Here is a 19,439-nt window from a genome sequence, read left to right as displayed (position 1 = left end):
ACCACCGGCGAGGCGCTGAGCCAGAATTTCGACAACCAGTTCCGCACCGTCCAGCGGCAGGATGTCGGCATCAAGCTGGAGGTCAAGCCGCAGATCAACACCGGCGGCGCGATCAAGCTGTTCCTGAAGCAGGAAGTGTCGAGCGTCGCCGGCCCGGTCAGCAACGACAATAGCGATCTCATCATCAACAAGCGCGAGATCGAGACGACGGTCACCGTGGACGATGGCGAGATATTGGCGCTGGGCGGCCTGCTCGACGACAATGAACGCCGCACGATCGAGCGCATCCCGCTCCTGTCCGACATCCCCGGCATCGGCGAACTGTTCAAGTCGCGGTCGAAAAGCCGGACCAAGACCAACCTCATGGTCTTCATCCGCCCGACCATCCTGCGCTCCAAGGAGGATGCGCAGAAGCTGACGCAGCAGCGCTACGGCTATGTCCGGGGGATGCAGCTCCAGCGCAATCCCGACGTCGAACCCAGCATCGACGAACTGGTGCGCGACTATATGGGCGCGGTCCCGCCCGTCACGACGCCCCAGCCCGGCGACGCGGTTGTGCAGCCGCAGGCGGCGGCGCCCGCGCAAGTCATCGAACCGACCGTGCGCCAGTCGAGCGGCGTCGTGCGCCCGGTCGAAATTCCAGCGAGCCGGGGGAAACAGTGACCCACTTTACGCACCCGCTCGCCCTGAGCCTGTCGAAGGGCTCGGCGGAGCGAAGCGAAGCCACTTCGCTCCGCTCAGTCATGGGCTTCGACTTCGCTCAGCCCGAACGGAGGGTGCTATGAGCAAGCCCGGTTCTGATCTTGGCGTGATTGCGCTTCCCATCCCCCCACGCCCCATCGACATCCCCTACGCCTTCGCCCGCAAGCACGGCGTCGTCCTGCTCCCCGCCGAGGGCGACCGGCTGACCATCGCGGTGCGCGAAGGCAGCGATCCGCGCGTCCTGCTCGAAGTCCGCCGCCATCTCGCCAAGAGTTTCGACGTCCGCTTCGTCGATCCCGCGCAGTTCGACCGGCATCTGTCGGACCATTACGCCATGGACGGCAGCGCCGCCGCCATGGCCGGATCGCTGGAGGTCGGTGCGGACGAACTGGACATTCTCGCCGCCGACCTCCCCACCGCCGACGATCTGCTCGACAGCGCCGACGACGCGCCCGCCATCCGACTCATCAACGGCATCATCGCCGAAGCCGCGCGGCAGGGCGTCAGCGACATCCATATCGAACCCTATGAAACCGGCCTGATCGTCAGGATGCGCATCGACGGGGTGCTGCGCGAAACGCTGCGGATGCCGCCCCACGTCGCCCCCGTGGTGGTCAGCCGCATCAAGGTCATGGCCCGACTCGACATCGCCGAACGCCGCATGCCGCAGGACGGGCGCATCGGCCTGACGCTGGGCGGCAAGCTGCTCGACGTGCGCGTCTCGACGCTCCCCAGCCGGGCCGGCGAGCGCGTCGTGCTGCGTATTCTCGACAAGGAGAATGCGGGCATGAACCTCGACCTGCTCGGCATGACCGGTGCGCCGGACCGCATCTTCCGCGAATCCTTGAGCGAACCCAATGGCATCATCCTCGTCACCGGCCCGACCGGATCGGGCAAGACCACGACGCTCTACGCAGGGCTGCGCACGCTCAATGACGGGTCGCGCAACATCCTGACCGTCGAAGACCCGGTCGAATATGCGATCGAGGGCGTCGGCCAGACCCAGGTCAACGCCAAGGTCGGCCTGACCTTCGCCGCCGGCCTGCGCGCGATCCTGCGGCAAGACCCCGATGTCGTCATGGTCGGCGAAATCCGCGACCGCGAAACCGCCGAAATCGCGGTGCAGGCGTCGCTCACCGGCCACCTCGTCCTCTCGACCGTCCACACCAACGATGCGGTCGGCGCGATCACCCGGATGCGCGACATGCGGGTCGAACCCTTCCTGCTCGCCTCCACCCTGCGCGCCGTCATCGCCCAGCGCCTCGTCCGCCGCCTCTGCCAGCACTGCCGCGAGCCGGTGCAGGCGGACAAGTCGGCCAGCGCGCTCCTCGGCTTCGACCCCGGCACCATCATCTACCGCGCGCGCGGCTGCGAGGAGTGCAACGGCACCGGCTACAAAGGCCGCATCGGCGTGTTCGAGGCGATCCGCGTGGACGACACGATCCGCCGCCTCATCAACGATGGCGGCGACGAATCGCTGATCGCGCGCCACGCTTTCTTGAACGCGCCCAATCTCGGCTCGGCCGCCCGCGCGCTGGTGCGTGACGGTCAGACCACCGCCGAAGAAGCGATCCGCGTCTCCCGCCGCGACGCGATCGAGGTGGAAACCATCGCCGATGGCTGATTTCGACTATGTCGCGATCGACCCTGTGGGGCGGGAGAAGGGCGGTTCGGTCAAGGCCGACACGATCGAGGATGCCCGCGCGAAACTCGACGCGCGCAAGCTGTTCATCGTCCGGCTCGAACCCGGCGCGGTGCAGACCGCGCGCAAGAGGGCCGGCCTGTCGCTGCGGGCGCCGCGCCTCAGCCCCAAGGAACTGACCCTCTTCACCCGCCAATTGTCGACGCTCATCCAGGTCAGCCCGCTGGAGGAATCGCTCCGCACCATCGGCCGCCAGAGCGAAAGCCTCCACGTCCGCGCCATCGTCGCGAAGGTCCATGGCGGCGTGCTCGAAGGCCGCCGCCTCGCCGACGCGCTGGGCGCGGAGCCCAAAAGCTTCCCGCCCCTCTATCGCGCCATGATCTCGGCCGGCGAAAGCTCGGGCAGCCTGCCCACCATCATGGAGCGCCTCTCCGACCTCATGGAACGGCAGGCGGTGATCCGCTCCAAAGTGCTGACCGCCATCGCCTATCCCAGCGTCCTCGCGGTGTTCGCCGTCTGCGTCGTTGCCGCGCTGATGATCTTCGTCGTGCCCAAGGTGGTGGAGCAGTTCGACACGGTCGGCCAGCAAATGCCCTTGCTCACCCGCATGGTCATGGGCCTTTCCGCCTTTCTCGCCGGCTATTGGTGGATGCTGCTGCTCCTGCTGGTCGCGGCCGTCCTCGGCTTCTGGAGCGCCTTCAGGAACGAAGCGTTCCGCTATCGTTTCGATGCCTTCATGTTGTCATTGCCCCTGCTCGGCCGCCTGATCCGCGATCTCCACGCCGCCCGCATGGCCCGCACCCTCTCCACGATGGTCGCAAGCCGCCTGCCGCTGATGGAGGGCTTGTCGCTCACCGCCAACACCGTCCACAACCGCGTCCTGCGCAAGGCGTCGGACGACATTGTCGAGGCGATCCGGGGCGGCGGCAGCCTGTCGGCCGCGCTCCGCCGCGCCGGCGTCTTCCCGCCGCTGCTGGTCTATCTCGCCGCCAGCGGCGAAAGCGCCGGCCGCCTCGACACCATGCTGGAGCGCGCCGCCGACTATCTGGAGCGCGAGTTCGACGCCTTCACCTCGACCGCGCTCGCCCTGTTGGAGCCGGTCATCATCATCCTGATGGGCGGCATCGTCGCCGTCATCATCCTGTCCATCCTGCTGCCGATCCTGCAGCTGCAAAGCCTCACCGGGGCTTGAAGGAGTGTTTATGAAGTTGATCTCGTCCTTGTTCCCCGGCGAAATTGATGGGAGGCACGTGACTCCCATCAAGGGTCCAGAGTCTCACACGCAGCGCCCGGAACCCTGGGCTCCGGCCTCCGCCGGAGCACGCTCTGACGAGCGTGGCTTCACCCCCTTGAGGCGTTCCGCCGAACACGGCTTCACGCTGGTCGAACTCATGGTCGTCATCGTCATCATCGGCCTGCTCGCCACCATCGTCGCGATCAATGTCATTCCCGCGACCGACACCGCCCGTATCGAAAAGGCGAAGGCCGACATCTCGACCATCGAGCAGGCGCTCGAACAATATCGCCTCGACAACCTGACCTACCCGTCCGCGACCGACGGTCTCCAGGCGCTGCTCAGCCCCCCCGCCAGCCTTGCCCAGCCGCAGCGCTACCGCCGCGGCGGCTATATCAAAAAGCTGCCGGAAGACCCCTGGGGCCGCGCCTATCTCTACACCGTTCCCGGCCGCAACGGCGCCTTCGACATCAGCTCGCTCGGCGCCGACGGCCAGCCCGGCGGAGAGAATGAGAATGCCGACATCGTCTCCAGCGCTCTTTAAGTTCCTGTTCCCCGGCGAAAGCCGGGGTCCAGGGCGTCACGCGCAGCCCTATCCCTTGTTCCCCGGCGAAGGCCGGGGTCCAGAGTCCCACGCGCAGCGTCCAGTCCCCTGGGCCCCGGCCTACGCCGGAGCGCGCGCATCTGCCGATGCGCGCGGCTTCACGCTCCTCGAACTCATGGTCGTCCTCACCATCATCGGCTTCCTCTCCGCCGCCGTCGTCCTCGCCATCCCCGACCCGCGCGGGCGAGTGGTGGAGGATGCCGACCGCTTCGCCGCGCGCGTCGCCGCCGCGCGCGACGAAGCGGTCGTCACCGCGCGCCCGATGGGCCTCTGGGTCTCGGCCTCCGGCTACGGCTTCCAGCGCCGCGACGGCGACGCCTGGACCCCGCTGGACGAGAAACCCTTCGCCACCGCCAACTGGAAAAGCGGCACCCGCGCGCTCGTCGGCAAGGATGGCCGCCAGCAGATCGCGTTCGACGGCACAGGCCTCCCCACCGACCCCCTGACCGTCACCCTCGCCCGCGAAGGCGAGCGCATCTCCGTGACCGTGGACATGGCCGGAAAGGTCGTGGTCGGTGGCTAATTGGACACCCGAAATACTATTCCCCGGCGAAAGCCGGGGTCCAGAGTCCCACGCGCAACGCCCGGTCCCCTGGGCCCCGGCCGCCGCCGGGGCGCGCGCATCTGGCGATGCGCGCGGCTTCACGCTCCTCGAAATGCTCGTCGCCCTTGCGGTGTTCAGCCTCGCCGCGCTCGCGCTGGTCCGGCTTCAGGGCGTGACGCTGCGCACCGCCGCCGATCTCGACAGCAAGGCGATGGGCCAGATCGTCGCCCGCAACCTCATGGTCGAACTCCAGACCGATCCTGCCCCGCCCGCAATCGGTGCGGCGGAGGGCAACATCGACAATGGCGGCCGCCGCTGGCACTGGCGCCGCACGGTCAAGCCCAGCGACGACCGCCGCCTGCTCCAGGTCGATCTCAGCGTCGAGGGCCAGCCCGGCGCATCGCCCGCCGTGCTCAGCTTCGTGCGGGTGGTCGAATGAAGCCGACCCTGTCTCTTGAAACCGCTAAACAACTGTACAACTCGCTGTACAATTCGCCCCCCGATGTGCTGTTCCCCGGCGAAAGCCGGGGTCCAGATTCCCCCACGCAACGCTGGCCGGAATTGGCCCCGGCCTACGCCGGGGCGCGCGCATCTGGAGATGCGCGCGGCTTCACCCTCATCGAACTGCTCGTCGCGCTAATGATCTTCGCCATGCTCGCCGCCGCCGGCGTCCTGCTGCTGGGCAACGGCGTCTCGGCGCAGGCGCAGGTCAAGGCGCGGCTCGACGACATGGCCGCTGTCCAGCGCGCGGCCGGTGCGCTCGCCGGCGACCTCGGCCAGGCCGTCCCCCGCATCACCCGCACGGAGGCCGGCACGCTCGCGCCCGCTTTCTGGTCGCATAGCGAAGGGGAGGGGCAGCCCGTCCTCCAATTCGTGCGCGGCGGCTGGGACAATCTCGGCGATCTGCCGCGTCCCTCGCTGCAAAAGGTCGAATATTGGGTCCGCCAGGGCCGGCTCGAACGCCGCACCTATGCCCAACTCGACGGCGCGGCCGGCGACGATCCCGCCGCTCTGCTGGAGAATGTGGAGAGCGTCACGCTGCGCTTCCGCGACGCGCAAGGGGACTGGCGCGACGACTGGACCCCGACCCAGCCCGATCTCCTGCCCCGCGCGGTCGAACTCACCATCGCCCGCACCGGCGAGCCGCCCGTCACCATGGCCTTCCTCGTCGCGCCCGGCCCACCTGAGAAGCAGGAGGGCGCTCCCGGTGCCTGATACCCGCAATCCGCAGGAACGGGGCGTCGCGCTCCTCACCGTGCTGCTGCTCGTCGCGGTCATGGCGGTGGTCGCCTCGACCGCGCTCGAACGGGTGGCGCTCGCGACCCGGATGACCGGCAATGGCGGCGCGGCCGATCAGGCGCGCGCCTTTGCCGACGCCGGCCTCGCCATCGCCCGGCTGCGGATCGGCGACATGACCGCCGCCAGCCCCGCCAAGATCACCCTCGCCGGCAACTGGCTCGGCACGCCGCAGAGCATCCCCGTCCCCGGCGGCCTTGCGACGGTGCAGGTCATAGACGGCGGCAACTGCTTCAACCTCAACAGCGTCGTCGCTGGCGAGAGCGAGGCGGCGCTGCGCGCCCGCCCCGTCGGCGTCGCCCAGTTCCAGGCGCTGCTCGAAGCCCTTGGAATCGACGCGCGGCAGGCCCAGTCCGCCGCCGCCGGCCTTGCCGACTGGATCGACAGCGACTCCGTGCCCCAGCCCGGCGGCGCGGAGGACGAGACCTATGCCCAGGCGCAGCGCCCCTATCGCGCCGCCAACCGGCTGATGGTGGACCCGAGCGAACTGCGCGCGGTCGCCGGCGTCACTCCCGCCATCTACGATCTTGCCCGCCCCTGGGTCTGCGCGCTGCCGGTCACGGATTTGTCGCCGATCAACATCAATACGCTGCTGCCGGATCAGGCGCCGCTTTTCGCGATGCTGCTGCCGGGGCAATTGAGCGTCGGACAGGCGCGGCAATATCTGGCGCAGCGCCCGGCGGACGGCTACGGCAGCGTCAATATGTTCTGGACCGCCCCGTCGCTGGCGGGCTTGTCCCCGGCGTCGGAAGTGGCCGAGCAGGTCAAGATGACGACCGGATTTTTCGGAGTGAGCGTTTCGGTGAATGTGGGGCAGACGCAGCTGGTCGAACGGGCGCTGATCGACGCGCGCGAAAGCCCGGCCAGGCTCGTGCGGCGCAGCTGGGGCGCGGGCGCATGAGCAGGCGCGACGCCCTGATCCTCTTCCTGCCCGAAGCGGACGACGCTGCCCCGCGCTGGATGCGCGTGATCGACGGCGCGCCGGTGCAGGCGGGGGAGGGGGCGAACTGGCTCGCCGCCTGCGGCATTGCCGCGCTGCCTGCCCAGACGCGGGTGATGCTCGTCGCGCCCGCCGCGCGGGTCGCACTGCACTGGATCGCTCACCCCGACCTGCCGCCGCGCCAGGGCAGGGCGGCGGCACGCCTCGCCGCGCTCGCGGGCGGCATCCTGCCCGCCGACCAGCTGTTCGCCGCGACCGACGCCAATGACGATCCCGCCCGGCCGCATATCGTCGCGCTCGCCGCCCGCGCCGACATGCAGCATTGGCTGCTCCGGGCGCAGCATCATGGGCTTGATCCCGACCTCATCGTGCCCGCCGCCCTGCTGCTGCCCGAGCCTGACGCCGGCTTCACGCGCGGCCCCGTGGGCGGGGAAACGGTACTGCGCGGCGTCGACATGGCGCTCCCCGCCGACATGGCGTTGCCCGCGCTCATCGGCGACGCCACCATCGCCGATGTGTCCGCCGGCACTATCGAAGGCCGCGCCATCGCCGCGCTCGACGCGCCGCCGCTCGACCTGCGCGTCGGCGACTTCGCCAAGCGCGTGCGCCGTGCGCCCGACAAGACGCTGCTCCGCCGCATCGCGCTCTGGAGCGGCCTCATCCTCCTCATCGCGCTGCTGATCGCCCTCATCGGCATCGTCAAACAGCGCGTAGAGGCAAGCCGCCTCGACGCGCAAAGCCTCGCCTTGGCGCAGCAAGTCCTGTCCGGTGCCAGCGACCCCGCCCAGGCCCAGATCGCGCTCGAAGCGCAGCTTGCCCAGCGCGGCGCGGGCGCGCGCGCCTTCACCGCGCCTGTCGCCGCCCTGCTCGCCGCGATGCAGGACGCGCCTGGCGTTGCGCTGACTAGCCTCACGCGCGATCCCGACGGCATGGTCCGCGCGACGCTCGCGGCGGCGAAAGCGGACGACATCAACGCCGTGCTGCTTGGCCTTCAGGCGGCGGGCTTTACCATCACCGCCACCCCGTCGCAGGATCCCGGCGGACGGACCCTGGCCGACATAACGGTGCGCCCATGATGGAACGGATTGCCAGCCTCTGGGCGGAACGCTCGCCCCGCGAGCAGGGAATGCTGGGCGTGATGACGGCCCTGCTCGCCGCGACCTTCCTCTGGTTCGGGGTCGCCCTGCCGCTCGACCGGGCGCAGCGCAGCGCACGCGACGATCTGCGCGCCGCGACCGACCGCAACGCCGCCATCCGCGCCGCCGTGCGCCAGTTGAAGCAGCTTCCCCGCGCCCCTGTCACCACCGGCCCCGCCGCTCCGCTCGATCAGGCCGTCAGCCAGGGCGCGGGCGAAGCCGGCCTCACCCTCGAACGCGCGCAGGCGCAGGGGGACAATCGCATGGAGATCGCCATCGCCTCGGTCCGCCCTGTCGCGCTCTTTTCCTGGCTCGCCGCGCTGGAGGCGCAGGGCGTCCGTGTCGAAACCATGAGCGCGCGCCCGTCGCCCACGTCGGGCAGCATTTCGGTGCAGGCGGTGCTGGTGCGCGGAGACGCGCCATGATGGGCCTTACCCTCTCGCGCCGGATGCGCCTCCTCCTCTTGGCCGCTTTGCTGCTCGGGCTCATCGCCTTCCTGCCGATGCGCGTCGCGCTCGGTCTCTCCGGGCTGGAGCGGCTCGGCGCATCGGCCCGCGAAGTGCGCGGCACCGTCTGGAGCGGGCGCATCGACCATTTGATGCTCGGCAACATGCCGCTCGGCACCGTGCGCGCCGGCCTCTCGCCCTTTGCCCTGCTCACCGGCCGCGCTCGGTTCGACATCGCGCGGAAAAAGGGATTGCCCGACGATATCGAAGGCGCGCTGACCGTCGGCTTCGGTCGCATCGGCATCGACGATGTGACCGGCGCGATCCCGCTCGGCCGCAGCTTCGCGCCGCTCCCCGTCGGCAGCCTGATCTTCGAGGATGTCAGCGGCTATTTCGCCGGCGACCGCTGCGGCCATGCCGAAGGGCGGGTGCGCGCCCGCATGGCCGGACAGTTCCCCGGCCTGAACCTGACCCAGGGCCTCGTCGGCGCGGCGGCCTGCGATGGCGACGCGCTGCTATTGCCTCTGGTCAGCCAGTCGGGCCTCGAAAAAATCACCCTGCGCATCTGGCGCTCCGGCCGCTACACCGCCGAGATGCGCGTCGAGACCGCCGATCCCGCGCTCGCCGCCGCGCTGGGGCAGGCGGGCTTCGCCGGCGTCGGCAACGCCCAACTGCTGAAGATTGAAGGCAATTTGTGATCGATCCGGTCGGGGTGATCCTCGGCGCGCTCGCCGGCGCGATCCTCGGCAGCTTCCTTGCGACCCTCATCCTGCGCTGGCCGCAGGGGCGCAGCGTGCTGCGTGGCCGCTCCGCCTGCGACGGCTGCGGCCGGACGCTCGGAGCGCGCGATCTCGTGCCCATGCTGAGCGCGCTCGCCAGCCGCTACCGCTGCCGCACCTGCGGCGCGGGGATCGACCCGCTGCATGGCGGGGTGGAGGCGGGCTGCGCGCTGATCGGCGGGGCCGCGCTCGGCCTTTCGCCTGACCTCGCCGGCATCGGCTGGGCGCTGCTCGGCTGGCTGCTGCTCACCCTCGCCATCCTCGACTGGCGGCATTACTGGCTTCCCGACGCGCTTACCCTGCCGCTCGCCTTTCTCGGCCTCACCATCGGTCTCTGGTCGGGCGAAGCGGCGCTCACCGATCGCATCGTCGGCGCGGCGGCGGGCTATGGCGCGCTTCTCGGCATTGCAATCGGCTACAAGGCCATCCGGGGCCGCGAGGGGCTGGGCCTGGGCGACGCCAAGCTGCTCGGCGCGCTCGGCGCCTGGTTCGGCTGGCAGGCTCTCCCCTTCATCCTGCTCCTCGCCGCGTTGCTCGGCCTCGCCGTCATGCTCGCCCTCGGCCGTGCCCGCAGCGCCACCGCCCGCGTCCCGCTCGGCACCTTCCTCGCCCTCGCCGCCGTGCCGGGCGGTCTCGCAGCGTCGCATCTCCTCTATCCGTAGCGCTCAGTCGCCCCGGCTTTCCCACCGCGCCGACAGCGTGACCGGCGCCCACAGCCGCCCGCCCCACAGCAACAAGGCAACTCCAGCGCTCGCGCCCACGAACAGCAGCGCGCTCACCGGATAGGCCAGGACATCGCCAGCGCGAACCAGCGCCCCGTCCCATCGTCCGCCCGGCACCACCAGCCCCAGCAGCACGAGCCCGCCGATCCGCAGCGCCGCGTCCGCAAGCCACCCATCATGCCATGCCATCATGGCGTGCCTCCCCTGGAAGGTGCTTCAATCGCCCCAAAACTCATTGATCCGACCCACCAGTTCGTTCCCCGGCGCAGGCCGGGGAACACGACGTCTCTATCGACACGCCTTGTTTTTATTCGCCGGCGCATAGGCTTTCGAGATCGTCGGGCGCGCCGCCGCATAGCATTTGCGTAGAATCATACGCCAATCCTACGCCGTGCCCCCTTTTCCCACATGGCAATCGCATGGGATTCCATGCCATGGCTGCTGCCGACACAGGAACAGGGACGTTCATGACCAACGCCGCCCCGGCCCAGGCCGATTCGCACGCCCATGGCCGCTTGCCGGCGCTCACGCTCGGCGCATTGGGCGTCGTCTTCGGCGACATCGGCACCTCGCCGCTCTATGCGCTCAAGGAGAGCTTCGTCGGCCATCATCCGCTCGCCGTCGATCAGCCGCATATCTACGGCGTCCTCTCGCTCATCTTCTGGACGATGACGCTGATCGTCACGGTCAAGTATGTGTTCATCGTCATGCGCGCCGACAATGACGGCGAAGGGGGCAGCATGGCGCTGCTCGCGCTCATCTCGCGCACGATGAAGCCGGGGCGCTGGACTCCGCTGGTGACGATGCTGGGCGTCGTCGCGACCGCCCTCTTCTACGGCGACGCGATCATCACGCCGGCCATCTCGGTCCTCTCGGCGGTCGAGGGCCTCGCGGTGGTGGAGGCGTCGTTCGCCGACCTCGTGCTGCCGATCGCCATCGCCATCCTGATCGGCCTGTTCCTCATCCAGAAACATGGCACCGACCGGGTCGGCATTCTGTTCGGCCCGGTCATGGCGGTCTATTTCGTGACGCTGGCGGTGCTCGGCATCCTCAACCTGCTGCGCCACCCCGAAATTATCGGCATCGTCAATCCGCTCTGGGCCGTCCATTTCTTCGCGCTTGATCCCCGGCTCGCCTTCCTCGCGCTCGGCTCGGTCGTGCTGGCGGTGACGGGGGCGGAGGCGCTCTATGCCGATATGGGCCATTTCGGGCGGAAAGCGATCAGCATCGCCTGGCTCTACGCCGCCTTCCCCTGCCTGCTGCTCAACTATATGGGGCAGGGCGCTCTGCTGCTGGACGATCCTTCCGCGGCGCAGAACCCCTTCTTCCTGCTGGCGCCGGAATGGGCGCGGCTGCCGCTCGTCATCCTCGCCACGCTCGCGACGATCATCGCCAGCCAGGCGGTGATCTCCGGCGCCTTCTCGGTCACGCGCCAGGCGGTGCAACTGGGCTTCCTCCCGCGCCTGCGCATCCTCCACACCAGCGCGTCGGCGGCGGGGCAGATCTACGTCCCGCTCATCAACTGGATGCTGCTGATCCTCGTCATCCTGCTGGTGATCGGCTTCGGCACGTCGAGCGACCTCGCCGCCGCCTATGGCATCGCCGTCACCGGCACGATGGTCATCACCGCCTGTATGCTGGGCGTCCTCACCTTCAGCGTCTGGCGCTGGCACCCGCTGCTCGCGGGCGGCGTCACCGGGCTTTTCCTGGTGATCGACGGCGCTTATTTCCTGTCCAACGCAACCAAAATCCCCGACGGCGGCTGGTTTCCGCTGCTGGTCGCGCTGATCGTCTTCGTCCTGCTCACCACCTGGTCGACCGGGCGCAAGCTGATGCGCCGCTATCTGGCGGTCGGGGCGATGGACCTCGATCTCTTCATCCGCTCGACCACGGGCTCCATCAAGCGCGTGCCGGGCACCGCCATTTTCCTGTCCTCCAGCAGCGACGGCGTGCCCCCGTCGCTGCTCCACAATGTCAAGCATAACAAGATATTGCACCAGCGCGTCATCATCCTGACCGTCGTGACCGAATCCGTGCCCCAACTCCCGCCCGATGGCCGGGTCGAGGCATGGGATTGCGGCGAGGGCTTCTATCGCCTGCGCCTGCGCCACGGCTTCATGGAGGATGTCGACATTCCCGCCGCGATGAAGGCGGTGCAGGACTGCGGCGGGCCGATCGGCGTGATGGACACCACCTATTTCCTCAGCCGCCAGACGCTCATCCCCTCCGACCGTCCCGGCATGGCGATCTGGCGCGAAAAGCTCTTTGCCTGGATGATCCGCAACGCCGAAAGCCCGATGCAATTCTTCCGCCTGCCGACCAATCGCATCGTGGAATTGGGCTCCCAGATCGAGATTTAAGGTCCGCTTGACGTCCGCCCGCCGCCTCCATAGCCTCGGCCGGATCGTCACGCGGGCAGCGGGGACCGGCCTTCCATGAATGACATCGCGCAGGATCGCCCGCCCGGCTATCGCTATTCCCGCAACGCCAGCGTCGCGCTCGCGCGCCGCTTGTCGGCGATAGACGATCGCCGCAACGCGCTCATCCTCGCCTTCCAGTGGATCGTGATGATCGCCGCGACGGTCATCGCGATCCGGCTCGACAGCTTGGCGGTCTATCTCATCGCCGGGATCGTCATCGGATCGCGCATCCAGTGCATCGCCGTTTTGATGCACGAGGCTTGCCATGGCCTCCTCTTCAGCAACCGCCGCGTCAACGACCTGATCGGGGACATCTTCGTCGCCTATCCGCTGGGCATGAGCATCGACCTCTACCGCGTCGCCCATCTGGTCCATCACCGTCATACGAACACCGCGCGCGACTATGATTATCGCGTCCAGCGCAAAGACCCCGATCAGCATTTTCCGAAGTCCGGCCGGCAGATGATCCGGCTGCTGCTGCGCAGCCTCTTCGGCCTCAACTTCTACCGCGTGGCCCGTGCCGGCCGGGTCTGGTCGCCCCTCGCCAATTTCCACAATCCGCGCCGTTTCGGCTTCGACTACCGCCTGTCGCTCAGGCTGCGCTATGTCGTCTGGGCGGTCTTGGTCTATGGCCTCGTCCTCGCCTCGCCCTGGCGCTGGCAGATATTGGGGCTGTTCCTGATCCCCCAATTCATCTGGGCCAATATCTTCAACCGGATACGGGCGATGGCCGAGCATGTCGGCGTCCCCGACGAGCGTGAACTGAACGGCACCCGCACCGTGATCCCGACCCTGGTCGATCGCTTCTTCATCGGCCCGCTCAATGTCGGCTATCATCTGGAACATCATCTGTTCCCCTCGGTGCCCTGGCATAATCTGCGCCACCTCCACCGGCACCTGATGACCGACCCGGACTATGCCGCCCACGCCCATATCACTTATGGCTATCGCGGCGTCGTCCGCGAACTCATGCCGCCGCCCGCCGCCGCCTGATCTGTCCTACACCCCGCCGGCAATGCTATAGCGCCCGCCGGCTCTTTCCCACCGTCTGCCTCAAGCGCCCCTTCGCGCCGCACCGCATTTCGCAAAAATTCTCCTATTGCGAAATCCACGCCACCCATGCGTCCGCCGCAGATGGCCGACGCCTGCCACGCTGTATACTTCGCAGCCGCATCGCGCCTTGCAAAACGCCGCGCCAGCGCCTTCACCGCGCGCTGCGCCTCTGCTACAGGCCCGCCCCATGCTCAATTTGAACGCCATCACCGTGCGCCTGGGCGGCCGCACCATCCTCGATCGCGCCGCCGCTTCGCTCCCGCCGCGCAGCCGCGTCGGCCTCATCGGCCGCAACGGCGCGGGCAAATCGACCCTCATGAAGGTGATGATCGGCCAGCTCGATCCCGACGAAGGCAGTTGCGACATGCCGCGCGACACCCGCCTCGGCTATATCGCGCAGGAAGCCCCCTCGGGCACCGCCACCCCCTTCGAGACCGTGCTCGAAGCCGACAAGGAACGCGCCGCGCTGATGGCGGAGGCCGAGCATACCGAAGATCCCGACCGCCTCGGCCATATCTATGAGCGGCTGACCGCGATCGACGCCTATACCGCGCCCGCCCGCGCTGCCCGCATCCTCGTCGGCTTGGGCTTTGACGAGGAAATGCAGGGCCGCCCGCTCGACAGCTATTCGGGCGGCTGGAAGATGCGCGTGGCGCTCGCCGCGCTTCTCTTCTCCAACCCCGACCTGCTGCTGCTCGACGAGCCCTCGAACCATCTCGACCTCGAAGCGACGCTCTGGCTCGAAAATTTCCTCAAGGCCTATCGCGGCACCGTGGTCGTCATCAGCCACGAACGCGACCTGCTCAACAATGTGGTCGATTACATCCTCCACCTCGAAGGCGGGAAGGTGACGCTCTATCCGGGCGGCTATGACGCCTTCGAGCGGCAGCGGGCCGAGCGCCTCGCCCAGCAGGAGGCCGCCCGCGCCAAGCAGCAGGCCGAGCGCGAGAAGCTCCAGGACTATGTCGCCCGCAACTCCGCCCGCGCCTCGACCGCCAAGCAGGCCCAGTCCCGTGCGAAAGCGCTGGCGAAGATGCAGCCGATCGCCGCGGCGATCGAAGACCCGACGCTGCATTTCGGCTTCCCCAGCCCCGCCGAACTCCGCCCGCCGCTCATCACCATGGACATGGCCTCGGTCGGCTATACCGACACGCCGATTTTGAAGCGCATCAACCTGCGGATCGACCCCGACGACCGGCTGGCGCTGCTCGGCCGCAACGGCAACGGCAAGACCACGCTCGCCCGCCTCATCGCGGCGCAGTTGAAGCCCATGGAAGGGCAGATGAACGCCAGTCCGAAGATGAATGTCGGCTATTTCACCCAATATCAGGTGGAGGAACTCGACGTCACCGACACGCCGCTGGAACATATGACCCGCGTCATGAAGGGCGCGACGCCGGGCGCGGTGCGCGCGCAACTCGGCCGCTTCGGCTTTTCGGGCGAGCGCGCGACGCAGAAGGTCGGCTCCATGTCGGGCGGCGAGCGCGCCCGCCTGGCGCTCGCCCTCATCACCCGCGACGCGCCGCACCTCCTCATCCTCGACGAACCGACCAACCACCTCGACGTCGACAGCCGCGAGGCGCTGGTCCAGGCGCTCAACGACTATTCAGGCGCGGTGGTGATCGTCAGCCACGACCGCCACATGATCGAACTTGTCGCCGACCGCCTCGTGCTGGTGGACAATGGCACGGCCCAGCCCTTCGACGGATCGCTGGACGATTATACCGACATCATCCTGCGCAAGGCCGACGGAAACGGAGGAGGGGGCGACGCGCCGAAGGTCGACCGCAAGGCCGACAAGCGCGCCGCCGCCGAATGGCGCGAAAAGCAGAAGACCCTGAAAAACGCGCTCAACAAGGCCGAGCGCGAGATGACTGCCCTGTCCAGCGAACGCAGCCGCATCGACCAGGCGCTGTTCGATCCCAAGGCCGCGACGGGTGCCGAGGCGAAGATGACCACCAGCCAGCTGATGGTCAAACGCGCCGAGATCGAGAAGAAGCTCGAAGCCGCCGAGCAGGTCTGGATGGAGGCGAGCGCCGCGCTGGAAGAGGCATAACCATCCGCTCGAAGCGAACGGAGGTTTTCAGCGCTCCATCAGGATGAACGGCGCCCAGATATAGGGCTGCGCCGCATCGGGCCGGTCGGATCGCATCAGCTTCAGCATCGCCCGCTGGAGCGCGACCGCCCTCGGCAGGCCGCGCCGCGCCCCCTTCACCGTCTCCAGCGTGACGAACGCCCCGGCATCGTCCCGCACCGGCCAGTGCGACACCAGCAGCGATCCCGCCCCGGCGTAGCGGAACGCCTGCGCCAGCCCCGAATAAGCAGGCGCCTGCGCATGATCCCCCGCCGCCGTATTGCACGCCGACAAGATCACCCAGTCCGCCCCGATCCGCATCGCCGCCACTTCCGACGCGGTGAGCAGGCCATCGCCGAGCACCAGCGCCGGCTCGCTCACCCCCTCCATCTCGCCGCTCACCAGCCCATGCGTGGCGAACAGGATGACGCCATAAGCTGACAGATCCCGGTTTTGCAGCGCCGCCTCGCTCGCCTCCGCGCCGATCATCAAGGTCGCATGGCGCGGGCCATAGCGCTTCGCCACCGCCTGCAACTCCGCCAGCGATCCCGGCAGCGGCGGCAGCGCGGCCAAGGCGCTCGCGCCGCTGCGGAATCGGGGAACAGCAGGAACAGCCTCGGCGCTTGCATAGCCCTGCGGCGCGCCCACACCCAGGAACGTCTGCGTCCGCGCGGCCACCCGCACCGGTCGCGCCGCGCTCTCGCCGAAGCCCGGCTGCACCTCGACGGCAAAGCGCTGCACCAACCAGTCGGGCCGGCCCGCCGCGATCGGCCGTTGCGGCAGCATGGCGAAGGGCAGCGAGGCGAACGCCCCCGTCGGCACGATCCGCAGCACCTGCGCCTTGCTCAAGGTCGCTCGCACCCCCGGCGTGAAAATCTGAGCATAGAGCGTCTCCGCCGCCGCCCGGTCGAAACCGGCCGGGCTCAACGACCCGCGCAGCCGCCCGACCAGCGCCACCAGCGCCGCACGGTCCATCGCCGCCCGCTCGACCCTGACGCCGCCCGCGCCCACCGCCAGCAGATACACGCCGTCGAACGCCGGCATCACCGCCAGCAGCGCCTCGTCCTTGGCAAGGCCCGCGCGCAGCCGCTTGAGGTCCGGCCGTTCGCCGCCCTGCGCCTCCACCCAGCGGGGATAGTCGCGGGCAATGCCGGCGCGCTCCGCCTCCACCGCCGCCGCCAGCGCCGCGCGCGCCGCCCGCGCGTCGGCGATGCCGCTGTCGGTCGCCAGCGCTTTCAGCAACCGGCTGTCCGCCGCGCCCAGCGCCTTGACCTTGTCCTGCAAGCCCCGCACCCGCGCCGCCAGCGCCGGGTCTTCCACTAGCCGCTGCGCCACCAGCCGGTTGGCCTGCGCGATCCGCGATCCCGCCAGCACCGCCATCGCGTCGAGCGCCAGGGCGCCGTCCTGCGTCTGCGCCGCCACCGCCAGCGCCAGGTCAAGCCCCGCCCGCTGATCCTCGGTCAGTTCGCCATTGTCGTTCATCGTCGCGCCGTCGCGCAACACCCCGACCAGCCGCCGCGCGCTCTCCCCCGTCGCTGCCCGATCGTCTCCGGCCCAAGCCGAAAGCGTCGCGGCGAGCGCAAGCGGCAAGGGCGGGGCATTGTCCAGATCGCGCGTCTGCGCGGCAAAATCGGCCGCTGCCGTCCGTGCCTCCTCCCGCCGCCCCGCCACGATCAGCGCCGGGATCAGATAGGGATAGACACGCTGGCCCATGTCGCGGTCCTTGTCCGACCCCGCGCGCACCCGCGCCAGCGCGGTCGTCAGTCGATCGATCGCCTCGCCTCGCCGCCCCTCCGCCAGAGCCGCCGCCCCCGCATAGGCCAAAGCCCGCGCGCTCTGAGGGCTGTTGTCGCCCTCCTGTTTGCGAAAGCCGCGCTCGGCCTCCAGAAACAGCGGCTCTGCATCGGCGTACCGCTCCAGCGGCATCAGCACCGATCCCAGATTCTGCAGGCCGAACTGGAAATAGAGGCTGTCCGTGCCCACCGTCTCGCGCTTGATCGCGATCGATCGTTGCAGATAGTCCAGGCTCTCGATCCGCCGCCCGGTGCGCGACAGCAGCAGGCCCAGTTGCTCCAGCGCGCGGGCATAGCTCGGATGCTTCCGGTCGACATGGTCGGTCGCCTTGTCGACCGCGATCCGGGCATAGCGCTCCGCCTCCGCGTCATGATCGGCGCGCATCAGCATCTGCGAATAGGTGTAATAGGCGCCGATGGCGTCCGCGCTGTCCGGTCCGACGGCCGCGATCCGCGCCTCCATGCTCGCCTTCTGCGCCACCACCGCCTCGGCATTGCGGCCCAGCCGGGACAGCGCCTGCGCGTGCGAGAAGGCGATGTTGGACCGCAGCATATGCGCGTCCTTGTCCAGCTTCTCGGCCGGCGTGCGCGCGATGTATCCGTCCATATAGGCGCTTGCCTGCGCCAGCGTCGCTGCGCCGCCCGCCACGTCGCCCAGCGCGGTCTGGACATAGCCCTTGATCGAGAGCCCCTGCATCCACCCGATCGGATAGGCGTCGGCGAACGGTTCCAGCAGCGCCAGCCCCGCGCTCGCATGGGTCAGCGCGTCGGGATTGCGCCCGTCAATCTGGTCCATCGACGACAGGTTGATGAGCGCGATTCCGGCAAGCGGATGCGGTCGCCCGCCCACTTTCACCCGGATCGCCGCATCGTGCAGCCGCGTCCAGGCGTCCCGCGTCTTCTGCGACATGGACAGCGCATAATCGTCGCTGTCGAACAAAGCCGTCGCGGCGTCCCTCAGCGCGCGCAGCCGGGCATGGCGGGGATCGTCGGGCGAAAAGCCGGACGGCGCGGCCAGCAATGGCGACACCATGAATGCCAGAATGACAGCCGAAATGGCCGTGGAAAGTCGCATCCCGCCCCCACATCAACTCGACCCGGCTCCCTCTTGGGTCCGGTGTTGATGCAGGTCAAGCCGCTTGCCGATCAGCCCAGCGCCAGCCGCCAGTCCCAGCGAAGCGGATCGCCGTCCATCACCTCCACGCCGCGCGCGATCAGGGCGTCGCGTATCTCGTCCGACAGCGCGAAATCCCTGTCCGCCCGCGCCGCCGCGCGCCGCTCCAGTTCCACCTCGATCTCGTCGGGCGTGATCGCCGCATCCTTTGGCGTCAGCCGCAAATCGGCGCGGGTGAGGGTCATCAGGTTCAGCCCCAGCGCCTGGTCGAACGCCGCGATCAGGCACAGCTTCTCGTCCACCGGCACCTTCTTGATGCCGATGACCTCCTCCAGCAACGGCAACGCGCGCGGCGTCATTAGATCGTCGCTGATCGCCGCGTCGAATTGCTCTAGCAGCGGAACCAGCCTGGGGTGCAGGTTGGCGCGCAGATAGTCGAGCCGGGGCGACTGCCACGTCACCCCCTCGGCCCGCGCTTTCAGCCCCTCGACCCCCATAACCAGCCGCTTGAGCCGCGTCAGCGCCGCCGCGAGATTCTCCGCGCTGAACTCCAATTCGCTGCGATAATGCGCGCCCAGGCACAGCAGTCGATAGGCGAGGGGGTGCACGCCCGCGTCGATCAGCGTGAAGAGCGTGGTGAACCCGCCCTTCGACTTCGACATTTTCCCCTGCCGATCGACGAGGAAGTTGTTGTGCATCCACCAGCGCGCGCCGGTAAAGCCCGCCATCGTCGCGCCGACGCCCCCACCACAGCAGGCATGAAACGCCTGATTCTGCGCGATCTCGTTGGGATGATGAATCTCGCGATGGTCGATGCCGCCGGTATGAATGTCGAACGGCTGGCCGAGCCGCGCCTGCGACATGACCGAACATTCCAGATGCCACCCCGGCGCGCCCTTGCCCCAGGGGCTGTCCCATTCCATCTGGCGCTGCTCGCCCG

General features: G+C 68.7%; 15 protein-coding genes and 3 pseudogenes. 15 read left to right on the top strand and 3 right to left on the bottom strand.

Annotated elements, in window-relative coordinates; translation table 11 throughout:
- The 12 genes and pseudogenes from V2B31_RS10410 to V2B31_RS10355 all read left to right on the top strand — a co-directional run.
- Positions 1-663, top strand: a pseudogene (locus V2B31_RS10410) (type II secretion system secretin GspD); the annotation flags it as partial.
- A gap of 118 nt (positions 664-781) precedes the next feature.
- Positions 782-2,326, top strand: a complete 1,545-nt coding sequence (gspE, locus tag V2B31_RS10405; protein ID WP_328278178.1) for a type II secretion system ATPase GspE — start codon at positions 782-784, stop codon at positions 2,324-2,326.
- Positions 2,319-3,536 (top strand): type II secretion system inner membrane protein GspF, encoded by a 1,218-nt coding sequence (gene gspF, locus V2B31_RS10400; RefSeq protein WP_328278176.1) that lies wholly within the window; start codon positions 2,319-2,321, stop codon positions 3,534-3,536. The genes gspE and gspF overlap by 8 nt, the downstream gene beginning before the upstream one ends.
- Before the next feature lie 157 nt (positions 3,537-3,693).
- A complete protein-coding gene (gene gspG / locus V2B31_RS10395; protein WP_328278174.1) occupies positions 3,694-4,122 on the top strand; it encodes a type II secretion system major pseudopilin GspG in 429 nt (142 codons plus the stop codon).
- Between the two features lie 55 nt (positions 4,123-4,177).
- Positions 4,178-4,705: a GspH/FimT family pseudopilin gene (locus tag V2B31_RS10390; RefSeq protein ID WP_328278172.1), complete on the top strand. Its 528-nt coding sequence runs from the start codon at positions 4,178-4,180 to the stop codon at positions 4,703-4,705.
- Positions 4,706-4,817: 112 nt separating this feature from the next.
- Positions 4,818-5,165, top strand: a pseudogene (gene gspI, locus V2B31_RS10385) (type II secretion system minor pseudopilin GspI); the annotation flags it as partial.
- Positions 5,162-5,941 (top strand): type II secretion system minor pseudopilin GspJ, encoded by a 780-nt coding sequence (gspJ, locus tag V2B31_RS10380; protein ID WP_328278170.1) that lies wholly within the window; start codon positions 5,162-5,164, stop codon positions 5,939-5,941. The pseudogene gspI and the gene gspJ, both read left to right, overlap by 4 nt.
- On the top strand, positions 5,934-6,923 hold the full coding sequence (gene gspK, locus V2B31_RS10375; protein ID WP_328278168.1) for a type II secretion system minor pseudopilin GspK: 990 nt from the start codon (positions 5,934-5,936) through the stop codon (positions 6,921-6,923). Before gspJ ends, gspK begins: the two co-directional genes overlap by 8 nt.
- Positions 6,920-8,038, top strand: coding sequence for a type II secretion system protein GspL (gene gspL, locus V2B31_RS10370; RefSeq protein WP_328278166.1), 1,119 nt, complete (start codon positions 6,920-6,922; stop codon positions 8,036-8,038). Before gspK ends, gspL begins: the two co-directional genes overlap by 4 nt.
- Positions 8,035-8,523: a type II secretion system protein M gene (locus V2B31_RS10365; protein WP_328278164.1), complete on the top strand. Its 489-nt coding sequence runs from the start codon at positions 8,035-8,037 to the stop codon at positions 8,521-8,523. Before gspL ends, V2B31_RS10365 begins: the two co-directional genes overlap by 4 nt.
- The gene (gspN, locus tag V2B31_RS10360) at positions 8,520-9,242 is read left to right on the top strand and encodes a type II secretion system protein N (protein WP_328278163.1); all 723 of its coding nucleotides are present in this window, start codon (positions 8,520-8,522) and stop codon (positions 9,240-9,242) included. Before V2B31_RS10365 ends, gspN begins: the two co-directional genes overlap by 4 nt.
- On the top strand, positions 9,239-9,985 hold the full coding sequence (locus V2B31_RS10355; RefSeq protein ID WP_328278161.1) for a prepilin peptidase: 747 nt from the start codon (positions 9,239-9,241) through the stop codon (positions 9,983-9,985). The genes gspN and V2B31_RS10355 overlap by 4 nt, the downstream gene beginning before the upstream one ends.
- A gap of 3 nt (positions 9,986-9,988) precedes the next feature.
- Here V2B31_RS10355 and V2B31_RS10350 read toward each other — a convergent pair whose 3' ends face one another.
- Positions 9,989-10,237, bottom strand: a complete 249-nt coding sequence (locus V2B31_RS10350; RefSeq protein ID WP_328278159.1) for a hypothetical protein — start codon at positions 10,235-10,237, stop codon at positions 9,989-9,991.
- 275 nt (positions 10,238-10,512) lie between these two features.
- Between V2B31_RS10350 and V2B31_RS10345 the strand changes: the two genes are divergently transcribed.
- The 3 genes from V2B31_RS10345 to V2B31_RS10335 all read left to right on the top strand — a co-directional run bounded on the left by V2B31_RS10345 (position 10,513) and on the right by V2B31_RS10335 (position 15,574).
- Entirely contained in the window at positions 10,513-12,405 is a 1,893-nt protein-coding gene (locus V2B31_RS10345) for a potassium transporter Kup (protein ID WP_328278157.1), read from the top strand.
- Between the two features lie 75 nt (positions 12,406-12,480).
- Positions 12,481-13,458 (top strand): fatty acid desaturase family protein, encoded by a 978-nt coding sequence (locus tag V2B31_RS10340; protein ID WP_328278155.1) that lies wholly within the window; start codon positions 12,481-12,483, stop codon positions 13,456-13,458.
- A 247-nt stretch (positions 13,459-13,705) separates the two neighbouring features.
- Positions 13,706-15,574: an ABC-F family ATP-binding cassette domain-containing protein gene (locus tag V2B31_RS10335; protein WP_328278153.1), complete on the top strand. Its 1,869-nt coding sequence runs from the start codon at positions 13,706-13,708 to the stop codon at positions 15,572-15,574.
- A 27-nt stretch (positions 15,575-15,601) separates the two neighbouring features.
- On the opposite strand, the gene V2B31_RS10330 is transcribed toward V2B31_RS10335, so the two are convergent.
- On the bottom strand, positions 15,602-18,460 hold the full coding sequence (locus V2B31_RS10330) for a CHAT domain-containing protein (protein ID WP_328278151.1): 2,859 nt from the start codon (positions 18,458-18,460) through the stop codon (positions 15,602-15,604).
- Between the two features lie 71 nt (positions 18,461-18,531).
- A pseudogene (locus V2B31_RS10325) lies at positions 18,532-19,439 on the bottom strand (cysteine--tRNA ligase); the annotation flags it as partial.

Source organism: Sphingobium sp., from assembly GCF_036170395.1.
In the GTDB taxonomy this organism is placed as follows: Bacteria; Pseudomonadota; Alphaproteobacteria; order Sphingomonadales; family Sphingomonadaceae; genus Sphingobium.
The sequence above is the reverse complement of the archived record's forward strand: the minus strand, read 5'-3'. Positions and strand labels throughout refer to the sequence as shown.

What these genes read in the sequence shown, in the direction of transcription:
- gspE (WP_328278178.1), top strand. Translation starts at nt 782, where the DNA reads ATGAGCAAGCCCGGTTCTGATCTTGGCGTGATTGCGCTTCCCATCCCC.
- gspF (WP_328278176.1), top strand. Translation starts at nt 2,319, where the DNA reads ATGGCTGATTTCGACTATGTCGCGATCGACCCTGTGGGGCGGGAGAAG.
- gspJ (WP_328278170.1), top strand. Translation starts at nt 5,162, where the DNA reads ATGAAGCCGACCCTGTCTCTTGAAACCGCTAAACAACTGTACAACTCG.
- gspL (WP_328278166.1), top strand. Translation starts at nt 6,920, where the DNA reads ATGAGCAGGCGCGACGCCCTGATCCTCTTCCTGCCCGAAGCGGACGAC.
- V2B31_RS10365 (WP_328278164.1), top strand. Translation starts at nt 8,035, where the DNA reads ATGATGGAACGGATTGCCAGCCTCTGGGCGGAACGCTCGCCCCGCGAG.
- gspN (WP_328278163.1), top strand. Translation starts at nt 8,520, where the DNA reads ATGATGGGCCTTACCCTCTCGCGCCGGATGCGCCTCCTCCTCTTGGCC.
- V2B31_RS10350 (WP_328278159.1), bottom strand. Translation starts at nt 10,237, where the DNA reads ATGATGGCATGGCATGATGGGTGGCTTGCGGACGCGGCGCTGCGGATC.
- V2B31_RS10345 (WP_328278157.1), top strand. Translation starts at nt 10,513, where the DNA reads ATGACCAACGCCGCCCCGGCCCAGGCCGATTCGCACGCCCATGGCCGC.
- V2B31_RS10340 (WP_328278155.1), top strand. Translation starts at nt 12,481, where the DNA reads ATGAATGACATCGCGCAGGATCGCCCGCCCGGCTATCGCTATTCCCGC.
- V2B31_RS10335 (WP_328278153.1), top strand. Translation starts at nt 13,706, where the DNA reads ATGCTCAATTTGAACGCCATCACCGTGCGCCTGGGCGGCCGCACCATC.
- V2B31_RS10330 (WP_328278151.1), bottom strand. Translation starts at nt 18,460, where the DNA reads ATGCGACTTTCCACGGCCATTTCGGCTGTCATTCTGGCATTCATGGTG.